This window comes from Frigoribacterium sp. Leaf8 (genome assembly GCF_001421165.1).
In the GTDB taxonomy this organism is placed as follows: domain Bacteria; phylum Actinomycetota; class Actinomycetes; order Actinomycetales; family Microbacteriaceae; genus Frigoribacterium.
In genome coordinates, this window is record NZ_LMKB01000001.1 from 807,435 (window position 1) to 819,053 (window position 11,619).

Here is an 11,619-nt window from a genome sequence, read left to right on the forward strand (position 1 = left end):
CGTCGGGTGGGTCAGGAGGCGCGGCTCGTCACGGCCACGCGGGCGGGCGTGAACGAGACGCGCACCGACGACCCCGGCTCGCGCCGTTCGTCGGCCCGGTGGTCCAGCACGAGCAGCGTCTCGCGGTCCACGCGCACGCGGGTGCGGCACACGGCCCCCAGGAACGACACCGACTCGACGACGCCCGCGAGCCCGCCCTGCGCGACGAACGACACGTCCTCTGGACGCACGTACGCCCAGACCGGTCCCTCGGCCGGCGTCCCCACGACCGGCACTTCGGGGCAGCCCGCCAGCCGCACGAGCCCGCCGATGACCTCGCCGGAGACCCGGTTGCTCGTCCCGACGAACTCGGCCACGAACGCCGTCGCGGGGGCCGAGTAGAGCTCTTCGGGCGTTCCCACCTGCTCGATCGACCCGGCGCGCATGACGGCGACGCGGTCGGCGACGGCGAGGGCCTCCTCCTGGTCGTGGGTGACGAAGAGCGTGGTGATCGACAGCTCGCGCTGGATGCGCCGGATCTCGTCCCGCAGCTGCACCCGCACCTTGGCGTCGAGGGCGCTGAGCGGCTCGTCGAGCAGCAGCACGCGGGGCTGCGTGACCAGCGCCCGGGCCAGCGCGACGCGCTGCTGCTGGCCGCCCGAGAGCTGGTGGGCGTAGCGCTCGCCGAGGTCGCCGAGCCCGACCAGGTCGAGCATCTCGCCCGCCCGGGTGGCGCGGGCGGCCTTGTCGACCCGACGCATCCGCAGCCCGAACTCCACGTTCTGCCGCACGGTCAGGTGCGGGAACAGCGAGTACGCCTGGAAGACCATGCCGACGTCGCGGCGGTGCGTCGGCACGCCGACCACGTCGTGGCCGTCGATCGTGATGCTGCCGCCCGTGACGTCCTCGAGCCCGGCGAGGCTGCGCAGCGCGGTGGTCTTGCCGCAGCCCGAGGGACCGAGCACGGCGACGAGCTCGCCGGGCTGCAGCTCGAGGTCGAGCCCGGTCAGCGCCCGGTGCCCGGCGAACTGCTTCGTCACGTCGTGGAACGCGACGGCGGCGCCCGCGCCGGCGGCCGTCGGACTCGTGACGGAGGGGCGGGGGAGCGTGGCGGTCACGAGAGGGCCTTCCGGGTGGGGATCGGGCGGGCGGCCCCGAGGGCTCCGACCCGCCCGATCACGAGCAGCAGCACGAAGGCGAAGGCCAACGAGATCAGGGCGAGGACGACGGCGGCATAGGGGTCGGATCGGGACACCTGCACCAGGGCGGTCTGCAGGTTCACGCGGTTGAGCAGCGAGGCGATGGTGAACTCGCCGAGCACCACGGCCACGGTGATGAACGCCGCCGCGAGCAGTCCCCGGCGGAGGCTCGGCACGACGACGAGGGCCATCGTGCGCGGCCAGCTCGAGCCGAGCGTGCGCGCGGCCTCGGTCAGCGTGTGGAGGTCGGTGGCCGCGAGGTCGGACTGCACCGCACGGTAGGCGTAGGGCAGCACGGTGACGCCGTACGCGAGCGCGAGCGTCCAGGCGCCCGAACCGGCCACCCGCGAGACGACCGAGTAGACCGGCGCCAGCCCGACCACGAGCACGATCGCGGGCACCGTGATCGGCACGAGGCAGACGAACTCGAGGGGCCGGACGAGGCGCGGGTGGCGCAGGTGCACGAGCACCATCGCCGGCACCAGCAGCACGAGCACGAGCAACGCCGAGACGACGGCGAGCAGCAGCGAGTTCGTGACCCCCTCGACGAGGTTGCGGTACATCCGCTCGTTCTCGGGGTCGACGATCGCCAGCCAGTGGTTCAGGTCGTGACCCGTGCCGTCGGCGCTGCGCAGCGAGAACGCGACCATCGCCGCGATCGGCACCGCGAAGAGGGCCCCCACGACGACCAGGGCGGTGCGGCGCGCGACCGTGCCCGCGCCTCCTGCGCTCGTCGACCGCGGAGCGCTCGTCGTCCGGGGCGTGCGCGTCGTGCGCGTCGGCTCCGTCGTCCGGGCGCTCATCGCTGCCACCGCTCGGTGCGGCGCTGCAGCAGCGAGTAACCCGTCATCAGCACGGCCATGACGACGACCATGCCGAGCGCGAGCGCGCCGGCGACGTTCTCGCGACCGAGCACCGTCTCGCTGATCAGTGCGGCGCGGATCTGCAGCGGCACGATCTGGGCGCCCTGGCTGATCAGGGCGGCGGCGGTCGCGTACGACGAGAAGGCGTTGGCGAAGAGCAGCAGCAGGCTGCCGACGAACGCCGGGGCGAGCACCGGGACGACCACGCGGACGAGGTGCTGCCACCGGGTGCCGCCGAGCGTGGCCACGGCCTCGCTCCACTGCGGGCGGAGGCCGCTGACGGCGGGCATGAAGGTGATCACCATGAGGGGCACCTGGAAGTACAGGTAGGGCAGCAGGAGCCCGGGCACCTGGTAGAACCAGACCCCGTCCGCGTAGAGGTCGACGCCGGCGACGTCGATCAGCAACCGCGTGACGACGCCCTGGATGCCGATCGTCGCGATGAAGGCGAACGCCAGCATGACGCCGCCGAACTGGGCGAGCACGCTCGACGCGGCGTCGATGGCGTTGCGGACGGCTCCGTCGGGGCGCAGCGAGGTGAGGCCCCAGCAGACGACGGCGCCGACGACGGCCCCGGCCACGGCCGTGACGGCCGAGACGGCGGCCGAACTGGCGAAGGCACGGACGATCAGCGGGTCGCCGAGCGCGGCCAGGTTGTCGAGGGTGAGGGCTCCGTCGCCGTCGACGAAGCCCGTCCCGAGCGCGAGCAGGCACGGCACGATCAAGAAGGCGAGCACCCAGACGGCGAACGGGGTCAGCCCCCACCAGGCCGCCGGACGGCGCCGACCCCGTGAGGGGCCGACGCCGTCGGAGGACGAGGAGGCGCGGGTCGGCAGGCCGCCGCCGTCCCCCTCGTGCGCCGACCGCACGTCGGCGGTCGTGTCCGCCGCGCGGGTCGACGTCGTCACCATCAGCCGATCGCCGTGGCCCAGGTGTCGGCCAGGACCTTCGAGGCGGCCTCGGTCTGCTCCGCCGTGAACTGGACGGTGTCGGAGGGCTGCTCGCCGACCTTCTCGAGGGCGTCCTGGTCGACGGTGCCGGCCTCGGTCATCGCCGCGAGGCGCACGGGGTAGGCGCCGGCCGCGAGGTACAGGTTCTGCGCGTCGTCGCCCATGACGTACTCCTGCCACAGGCGGGCCGCGGCGGGGTGCGGTGCGTCGACGTTGATCGCCTGGTTGTAGTAACTCCCGAGGGCGGTTCCGGGCAGGACGGCCGTCTTCCAGTCGCGTCCGCCGGCGTCGGCCGCGGCGGCCAGGTTGTTGTAGCTCCAGTCGAAGACGACCGGGGTCTCGCCCGAGGCGATCGTCGCCGGGGTCGGGTCGGTGGGCAGGAAGTTGCCGGCGTCGGCGAGCTTCGAGAACCAGTCGACGCCCGTGCTGACGTCGTCGGCGCTGCCGCCGGACTGCAGCGCGGCCCACTCGACGGCCGCGGCGGCGGCACCGGCCTGGGTCGGGTCGCCGTTGATCGCGACCTTGCCCTCGTAGTCCGAGCCGAGCAGGTCGTCGAGGCTCTCGGGGGCCGGCACGGCGTCGGCGTCGTAGCCGACCGACATCAGGCCGGTGTAGTCGTAGACCCATCTGCCGTCGGCGTCCTTGTGGTCGTCGGCGATGTCGTCCCAGGTCGACACCTCGTACGGCGCGAACTGGTCGAGGTTGGCGAGCGTCACGGCCGAGCCGAGGTCGAACACGTCGGGGGCGGTGTCCTGCCCCTTCAGGTTCTGGGCGGCGGTGATCTCCTCGGCGCTCGAGACGTCGGGGCTGTCCGAGTTGACGGTGATGTCGTACTTCTCCTCGAACCCGTCGATGATCTTGCCGTAGTTCGCCCAGGTGTCGGGCAGGGCGATCACGTTGAGCTCGCCCTCGGCCTGCGCGGCGCTGACCAGGGCGTCCATGCCGCCGAAGTCCTCGGCGCTGGTGGCGGTGGCGGCGTCGGTGCCGTTCGCCGCGCCTCCCGAGCTGTCGGCGTCGGCGCTCGCCGAGCAGCCGGTCAGGGCGAGGGCGGCGATGCCGAGGGTGGCGGCCGAGACGAGCAGGCGCTTGTCGATCATGCGGTGGAGTCCTTCGGGTGCGGGGCCGGGGTTCGCCGGGGACGGCGACGGGGGACCGGACGGCCCGCTGGGCACGCTAAGGAGGCGCGACGACGTCCCGGGGGAGGCCGCGTGAACGAGGGGCGAACAGGTGGTGGCGGGGCGGGCGTGCCGACGGGGGCGTCGCCGCACGGACAGTCGGCGACGAGTGGGCAGAAGATGCTGCTCGTCACCGCGGGAGGAGCATCTTCTGCCCACTCGACGAGCGGTGGGGAGGAGAGGAGAGGGCGGGGGTCGAGGGGGCGGGCGGGGTCGGCCGGGTCAGCGGGCGGCGGCGACGGCCGAGAGGGCGACCTCGGCCACGGCGGCGACGAGGGCGTCGTCGTAGGTCGCGGCCGGGTCGTTGCGCGTGGTGAGCACCGAGATCACCACGGGGTCGCCCGACGGGGGGACCACGATCGCGACGTCGTTGCGGATGCCGCCCGCGCCTCCTGACTTGTCGGCGACCTGCCAGCCGTCGGGAGCGCCGGCCCGGATCAGGGTGTCGCCGGTCGCGTTGCCCGACATCCACTCGAGCAGGGTGGCGCGGTCGTCGGCGGCGAGCCAGTCGCCGTCGGTGATGCGGGCGAGGGTGGCGGTGAAGGAGGCGGGCGTGGTCGTGTCGGCCGTGCTGCCCGGGGTGAGCGTGTTGAGCTCGGGCTCGCCGTGGACGACGTCGGTCACGTCGTCGCCCTGCGCGGCGAGGGCGGCGTCGAGCCCGGCCGGGCCGCCGAGCTCGGTCAGCACGAGGTTCAGCGCCGTGTTGTCGCTCTTCCGCACGGCCGCCTCGGCGAGCTGCCGCAGCGGGAGCCCGTCGGCGACGTGCTCGCTGGTCAGCGGCGAGTACCCCGCGGCGTCGACCTCGGCCTGGGTCCAGGTGACGACGCGGTCGAGGTCGGCGTCGTCGGTCGCGTCGAGCAGGGCCGCCGCGGCGAACGCCTTGAGGCTCGACGCGTACCCGAAGCGTTCGTCGGCGCGGTGGTCGAGGGTCGCGCCCGAGCCGGTGTCGAGCACGGAGAGGCCGACGCGCGCGTCGTACCGCGTCTCGAGGTCGGTCAGCGCGGCCTCGACCTCGGGGGTCGCGAGGTCGGGCGCCGCGATCGGGCTGGGCAGGGGGACCGGCGTGGCGGTCGGGCTCGGGGCGGGTGCCGACGCCCCGGGCGTCGAGCAGCCGGTCAGCGCCAGGCCCAGGCCCAGGGCGGTGGCCGTCAGGAGGGTCGTCGTCTTCGTCGTCCGGGAGGTCATCGGGCCAGTCTCGCCGACGCCCGGGAGGCGCGGGTCGGCTCGACGTCGAGAGGTCGGGTTGCGGCACCGGGGTGAGGTTAGGCTAACCTAAGCGCGTGACCACCGACCTGCCCCTCGCGGCCACCGCACCCGCCTCGGCCACCCTCCGTGCCGACGACGTCTCGGTCGCCTACGACGGCGTCGACGTCGTCCGCGGAGCCCGCCTCGAGCTGCGCCCCGGCTGCGTCACCGCCCTCGTCGGCCCGAACGGCAGCGGCAAGTCGACCCTGCTGCGCACCCTCGCCCGGCTGCAGAAGCCGCGCACGGGCTCGCTGACCCTCGCCGCGCCTCCTGCGGGGGTCGAGTGGTCCGAGGACGTCGTCCGCGCCTCGGGGAGGGACGATTCGCGCCCGCTCGACCGCCCGAGCGCGAGTGCGAGCACGAGCGAGGACGAGGACCCGGGCGACGAGACGGTCGACGGGTTCGAGCTGTCGCTGCGGCAGTTCGCGCGGCGGGTGGCGCTGCTGACGCAGGGGCGCCCGACCCCCGGCGGCCTCAGCGTGCGCGACGTCGTCGAGTTCGGCCGCTACCCGCACCGCGGCCGCTGGGGGCGCTCCGACCCCGACGGCCCCGCCGCCGTCGACCGCGCGCTCGGGCTCACCGGTGTCGCCGACCTCGCCGACCGCGGCGTCGACCAGCTCTCGGGCGGTCAGCTGCAGCGCGTCTGGCTGGCCAGCTGCCTCGCGCAGGACACCGGGGTGCTGCTGCTCGACGAGCCCACCACCTACCTCGACCTGCGCTACCAGGTCGAGCTGCTCGACCTCGTGCGCGACCTGGCCGACTCGGGCCGCATCGCGGTCGGAGTCGTGCTGCACGACCTCGACCAGGCCGCCGCGCTCGCCGACCGCATCGTCGTGCTGAGCGAAGGCCGCATCGTCGCCGAGGGCGACCCCGGGGACGTGCTGACACCGCGCCTCCTGACCGACGTCTGGGGCATCCGCATCGACGTCGACACCGACCCCACCACCGGCCACCTGCGCACCCGCGCGATCGGCCGACACCACACCCGGGCCGAGACGCCCGTCCGATGAGAGAGACACCACCCGTGACCCAGCGCCTGATGACGACGCCCCGCCACACCCCGACCACCGGCGGCCCCGCCCGCCGCCCCGCCCGCCGACTGCTGACGGTCACCGCCGTCGCCGCGGCCGCGGCCCTGACCCTCGCCGGCTGCGGCACCACCGAGTCGGCCGACGCCGGCTCGACCTCGGGCAGCGGCGAGCAGATCACCCTGACCGACGGCACGGGGGCCGAGATCACCCTCGACGGTCCCGCGACGAAGGTCGTCGGCACCGAGTGGAACGTCGTCGAGGACCTCGTCGCCCTCGGCGTCGAACCCGTGGGCGTCGCCGACGTGAAGGGGTACAACGAGTGGGACGCCGCCGTGCCGCTCACCAACGAGCCGACCGACATCGGCACCCGCGGCGAGCCGAGCCTCGACACCGTCGCGTCGCTCGCACCCGACCTGATCGTCGCGACCGACGGCCTGAGCGCCGACGCCGTCGAGCAGCTGAAGGAGATCGCTCCCGTGCTGCAGATCACCTCGGCCGACGCCTCGCGCCAGATCGAGCACAGCATGGACAACCTCGACCTCATCGCCAAGGCCACCGGCACCGAGGAGAAGGCGACCGAGGTGAAGAAGGAGTTCACCGACGCCGTCGAGGCGGGCAAGCAGGCCCTCGCCGACGCCGGTCTCGCAGGTCAGCCCTTCGCCTTCGCCGACGCCTACGTCGACGCCGGCCAGGTCAGCATCCGCCCCTACGCCAAGGGCTCGCTCGTGTCCGACGTCACCGAGGAGCTCGGCCTGACGAACGCCTGGACCGTCGAGGGCGACGAGGCGTACGGCCTCGCCACGACCGACGTCGAGGGCCTCACGCAGCTGCCGGCCGACGTGCAGTTCCTCTACATCGACAACACCGCCGCCGGTGCCGACGACCCGTTCGCGGTGTCGCTCGCCTCGAACGCCGTCTGGACGTCGCTGCCGTTCGTGCAGTCCGGTGACGTGCACCGTCTCGACGACGGCATCTGGATGTTCGGCGGCCCCGCCGCGATGACCGCCTACGTCGACTCGCTGGTGTCGACCCTGACGAAGTAACCGGCACCGTGAGCACGACCGTCACCCCCACCGACCCCGCGCCGCCCCGGCTCGGCGAGCCCGCCGCCGGGCCCGACGAGCGGGCGCTCCGCGCGGCGCGAGCCCAGGAGGCGCGGCTCGCCGCCCCCCGCCGGGTCACGCTCGGGTCGGTGGGCGTGACGGTCGCGCTGGTCGCCGTCGTCGTGGTGCTCGCCCTCGTGGACGTCACGCAGGGCACCGCCGACGTCGGCGCCCGGCAGGTCTGGCAGGCGCTGACCGGCACCGCGACGGCAGGCGACGCGTCCGTGGTCGTGGCCTCGCGCCTCCCCCGGATGGTCGCCGGCCTGCTGGTCGGCGTCGCCCTCGGAGCCGCCGGTGCGGCCCTGCAACAGATGAGCCGCAACGTGCTCGCCTCGCCCGACACCCTCGCCGTCAACGCCGGCGCCTACGCGGCGCTCGCGCTCGCGGCCGTCACGGGGCTCAGCCTGCCCCTGCTCGCCTCGTCCGGCGTCGCGTTCGTCGGCGGGCTGCTCGCCGCGGGGCTCGTGCTCGCGGTGTCCGGGCTGGGCGCCGGCACCGTGCGGCTCGTGCTCGCCGGCAGCGCCCTCGCCCTCGGCCTCGCCTCGGTGACGAGCGCCCTGCTGCTGCTCTTCCCGCAGCAGACCGCCGGGCTCTACGCCTGGGGCCAGGGCAGCATCTCGCAGAACGGCTTCGACGGCGTCGTCCAGCTCGCCCCGGTGATCGTCGTGGGGCTGCTCGTGCTCGTCGCGATGAACGTCCGCGTGGACGCCCTCGCGCTCGGGGACGACGCCGCCCGCAGCGTCGGCGTCGACGTCCGCACGACCCGCGTGGTCACCGTCCTCGCCGCCGTGCTGCTCTCGGCCGCCGCCGTCACCCTCGCGGGGCCGATCGGTTTCGTCGGCCTCTGCGCCCCCGCCCTCGTCCGCCTGCTGCGTCGGGCCGTGCCCTCCGTCCGCCGCTTCGTCGTCTTCCTGCCCCTCGCGGCCCTGGCGGGCGCCGCCCTCGTGCTCGGCGCCGACGTGCTGCTGCGCGCCCTGGTCGGTGCCGAGACGTCGGTCCAGGTGCCGACCGGCGTCGTGACCTCGCTGCTCGGGGCGGTCGTCCTCGTCGTGCTGGCCTTCCGTGCCCGCGACCACGGAGGCGTCACCCCGACCGACCGGCACCCCGTGGTCTCCCGCCTGCGGTTCGTGGTCGTCGTCGTGGTCGTGCTCGCCGCCCTCGTCGCCGTCGTCCTCGGCTCGGTGCTGCTCGGCGACGCCAAGCTGCTGCTCGGCGACGTCGCCAACTGGGTGGCCGGTCGGTCCGGCCGCGTCGTCACCTACGTGCTCGACACCCGCGTCCCCCGGGTCGTGGCCGCCCTCGCCGCGGGGGCGGCGCTGGCGCTCGCCGGCACGCTCGTGCAGGCCGTCACGCGCAACCCGCTCGCCGAGCCGGGCATCCTCGGCGTGACGGGCGGAGCCGGCCTCGGGGCCGTGCTGCTCGTCACCACCGTGCCGCTCGCGACCGGCTGGGGCATGGCCGGCGCGGCGTTCGCCGGAGCCGTCGTGGCGGCCGTCGTCGTGTTCGGCCTCGCCTCCCGCGGTGGCTTCCCGCAGAACCGGCTCGTGCTGATCGGCATCGGCGTCTCGACGGCGACGGCGGCCGCGATCAGCCTGCTGATCGTCCTGACCGACCCGTTCAACGGCGCGAAGGCGCTGACCTGGCTGTCGGGTTCGACCTACGGCCGCACGCTGGACGACGCGCTGCCGGTGTCGCTGGTGCTCGTGGCCGCGCTCGTCGTGGTCGTGCTGCTGCGCCGTCGCCTCGACCTGCTCGGGGTGGACGACGACACCCCGCGCCTCCTCGGGGTCTCGCTCTCGCGGTCGCGCCTGGTCTTCCTGTCGCTCGCGGTGCTGCTCACGGCGACGGCCGTGGCCGCCGTGGGCGTGGTCGGATTCGTCGGACTCGTCGCCCCGCACGCCGCCCGGTCGCTGGTCGGACGGCGGCACGCGCGGGTGCTGCCCGTGGCCGTGCTGCTCGGCGCGGTGCTGGTCTGCGCCGCCGACGTGCTCGGCCGCACGCTGATCGCCCCGGCGCAGCTCGGCGCCGGCCTGCTGACCGCCGTCATCGGCACGCCGTACTTCGTCTGGCTGCTCTGGCGCGGGCGGGCCTCCGCGAGCTGACGCCCCGGCGCGCTGGCGGCCTGGCCGCCCTGGGGCCCCGACGCCCTGGCCGGTCGAGTGGGCAGAAGATGTCCTTCCCGCCTCGACGAAGGACGTTTTCTGCCCACTCGACCCGCGCCTCCCGGGGTCGGGACGTCAGGAGGCGCGGCGCAGCACCCGGAGCAGCACCAGCCCCGCGACGCCTCCCGCCAGGTACCCGAGCAGGTCGGTCGCCACGAAGGTGGAGCCGAGCACCCACGCGACGGGCGGGAACGCGTCGGCGGCGGCGGCGGGCAGTCCGGTCAGCTGGAGCAGCTCGATGCCGACCGACGCCGCGGTGGCGGCCCCGGCCGCGGCGGGGGCGGCCAGGCGCGGGGCGACGAGACGCGGGGCGACGAGCGCGAGCAGCAGGGCGAGCAGCACCGTGTAGAGCGCCGAGCCGAGCAGGTCGCCCGTCAGCCCGGGGACGGCGAGCTTCGCGACGACGCCGAGGGCGACGGTCGCCGCCGCCGCGACCGCCGTCAGCAGCCGCCGCCGCCGCGCCCGCGGCCGCAGTCGTCGAGCATCCCCCGGATCTGCGGCCCGCGGGTCGAGTGGTCCCGAATCGTCCTTCCGCACAGCGGGAGGGACGCTTCGCGACCACTCGACGGGCGGCGTCACGAGAGGCACCCGGTCTGGACGCCGAACGACAGGCCGTCGGCCGTGCCGCGGATGCTCGCCGACTCGATGCCGTCTGGACGGCCGGGAGGCGCGGACCAGTAGTCCCGGCCCATGGCGCGACCGGCCTGGTGGAACCCGTCGGCCGACCAACCGTCGACGACGGCGTCGAACGGGCCCTGGGCGTCGTCGTGGACGGTGAACACCGGCACGACCACCGAGCCGACCACCCGGGTGCCGTACTCGGTCTCGCACAGTTCGCGCCTGGTCTCGACCTCGGCCGGCACGCCCGTCGCCGCCACGGATGCCTCGACGTAGGCGCGCACGGCGGCCTCCTGCTCGGGCAGTTCGGCGAGCGGGCCCTCGTTGACGAACGGGCTCTCACCGATGTCGCCCGGCTGGGGCTCCGGACCGTCGTCGGGCTCGGGTGCGCCCAGCGGCAGGCCGATCCAGCCGGTCTCCGGGGTGGTCGCCCGAGGCTTCCGCACCCAGAACTCGGTGCGGCGGGCGACCCCGGCATCGGCCTGCTCGTCGGCCGCACCCCGCAGGACGGCGAGCACCGGATCGGGCTCGTAGGTCGAGACGTCGAGCGAAGGTCGACTGCTCGCGGTGACGTCACCAGGGGTGAAGGCCAGTCCGGTGACGCCGTCGAGCGCGAGCACCGCGTCGATCGTCGCGAGCATCGTCGGTGCCGGCGAGGTGGGGCTCAGGGCCACCGACGAAGGGACGGACGTCGTGGTCGTCGCCTGGCCGAGGTGGAGGGAGAAGGTCGGGCCAGCCGTGCCGAGGTGCGGCTGGACCGCCGCCGCAGCGTCCGCGAACGAGTTCCCGGGTGCGACGACCGCCGAGTAGGCGTAGCGGGTGGTGTCGACGGAGGCCAGGGTGCTCTCGCCGCGCAGGTCGCCCGCCAGTCCGACCTGGACCTCCGACGTCGGATCGACGGTGACCGGGGCGAGGCCCGGGCCGCCGGGGACGTCGAGGTCGATGTCGAGGGTGGTACCCGTGACGCCGTCGCCCACCACGCCGTCGACGAGGGCGGCGACCGCCAGGTCGGGGCCGTCCGCGGTGACCTCGACGTAGGCGTCCCAGGTGAAGGGGTCGTCCTTCGCGTCACGCTGCTGCAGGCGGGTCTCGACCGAGGCGACACCGTCGACGGCTGCGATCCGATCGGCGAGCTCGGCCAGGGACTGCTCGGACCCCTCGGGCGGTGGTTCGGCGAAGAAGCACGACGTGAGGCCGCACGCGACGACGACGGTCGCCACCGATGCCGCGATCGCCCGGTGCAGCGTGGGAAAGGCCATCTCTCGAGCCTACGAACGGGCGAGCCGGGTCGCGT

Annotated in this window: 10 protein-coding genes; 3 read left to right on the forward strand and 7 right to left on the reverse strand. The window is 74.6% G+C overall.

Annotated features, from left to right (window positions below):
* Positions 1-11 precede the first annotated feature (11 nt).
* The 5 genes from ASL10_RS03795 to bla form a co-directional block, all read right to left on the reverse strand.
* Complete coding sequence (locus tag ASL10_RS03795; RefSeq protein ID WP_056044426.1) at positions 12-1,097, reverse strand: ABC transporter ATP-binding protein; 1,086 nt, start codon at positions 1,095-1,097, stop codon at positions 12-14.
* Complete coding sequence (locus tag ASL10_RS03800; protein ID WP_082460121.1) at positions 1,094-1,981, reverse strand: ABC transporter permease subunit; 888 nt, start codon at positions 1,979-1,981, stop codon at positions 1,094-1,096. The genes ASL10_RS03795 and ASL10_RS03800 overlap by 4 nt, the downstream gene beginning before the upstream one ends.
* Positions 1,978-2,952: an ABC transporter permease subunit gene (locus ASL10_RS03805; protein WP_157485222.1), complete on the reverse strand. Its 975-nt coding sequence runs from the start codon at positions 2,950-2,952 to the stop codon at positions 1,978-1,980. The genes ASL10_RS03800 and ASL10_RS03805 overlap by 4 nt, the downstream gene beginning before the upstream one ends.
* The gene (locus tag ASL10_RS03810; RefSeq protein ID WP_056044427.1) at positions 2,952-4,088 is read right to left on the reverse strand and encodes an ABC transporter substrate-binding protein; all 1,137 of its coding nucleotides are present in this window, start codon (positions 4,086-4,088) and stop codon (positions 2,952-2,954) included. Before ASL10_RS03810 ends, ASL10_RS03805 begins: the two co-directional genes overlap by 1 nt.
* 300 nt (positions 4,089-4,388) lie before the next feature.
* Entirely contained in the window at positions 4,389-5,351 is a 963-nt protein-coding gene (gene bla / locus ASL10_RS03815; RefSeq protein WP_056044428.1) for a class A beta-lactamase, read from the reverse strand.
* A gap of 95 nt (positions 5,352-5,446) precedes the next feature.
* Between bla and ASL10_RS03820 the strand changes: the two genes are divergently transcribed.
* From ASL10_RS03820 to ASL10_RS03830, 3 genes are read left to right on the forward strand one after another with little or no spacing between them, the layout of a single operon-like run.
* The gene (locus tag ASL10_RS03820; protein ID WP_199736298.1) at positions 5,447-6,421 is read left to right on the forward strand and encodes an ABC transporter ATP-binding protein; all 975 of its coding nucleotides are present in this window, start codon (positions 5,447-5,449) and stop codon (positions 6,419-6,421) included.
* A 14-nt stretch (positions 6,422-6,435) separates the two neighbouring features.
* Positions 6,436-7,485: an iron-siderophore ABC transporter substrate-binding protein gene (locus ASL10_RS03825; RefSeq protein WP_304437902.1), complete on the forward strand. Its 1,050-nt coding sequence runs from the start codon at positions 6,436-6,438 to the stop codon at positions 7,483-7,485.
* A gap of 8 nt (positions 7,486-7,493) precedes the next feature.
* Positions 7,494-9,647: an iron ABC transporter permease gene (locus tag ASL10_RS03830; protein ID WP_082460122.1), complete on the forward strand. Its 2,154-nt coding sequence runs from the start codon at positions 7,494-7,496 to the stop codon at positions 9,645-9,647.
* 135 nt (positions 9,648-9,782) lie between these two features.
* Here ASL10_RS03830 and ASL10_RS16180 read toward each other — a convergent pair whose 3' ends face one another.
* Both ASL10_RS16180 and ASL10_RS16185 read right to left on the reverse strand, forming a co-directional pair.
* The gene (locus ASL10_RS16180; RefSeq protein WP_162234590.1) at positions 9,783-10,244 is read right to left on the reverse strand and encodes a DUF2809 domain-containing protein; all 462 of its coding nucleotides are present in this window, start codon (positions 10,242-10,244) and stop codon (positions 9,783-9,785) included.
* 38 nt (positions 10,245-10,282) lie between these two features.
* A complete protein-coding gene (locus tag ASL10_RS16185; RefSeq protein ID WP_162234591.1) occupies positions 10,283-11,584 on the reverse strand; it encodes a hypothetical protein in 1,302 nt (433 codons plus the stop codon).
* Positions 11,585-11,619 lie beyond the last annotated feature (35 nt).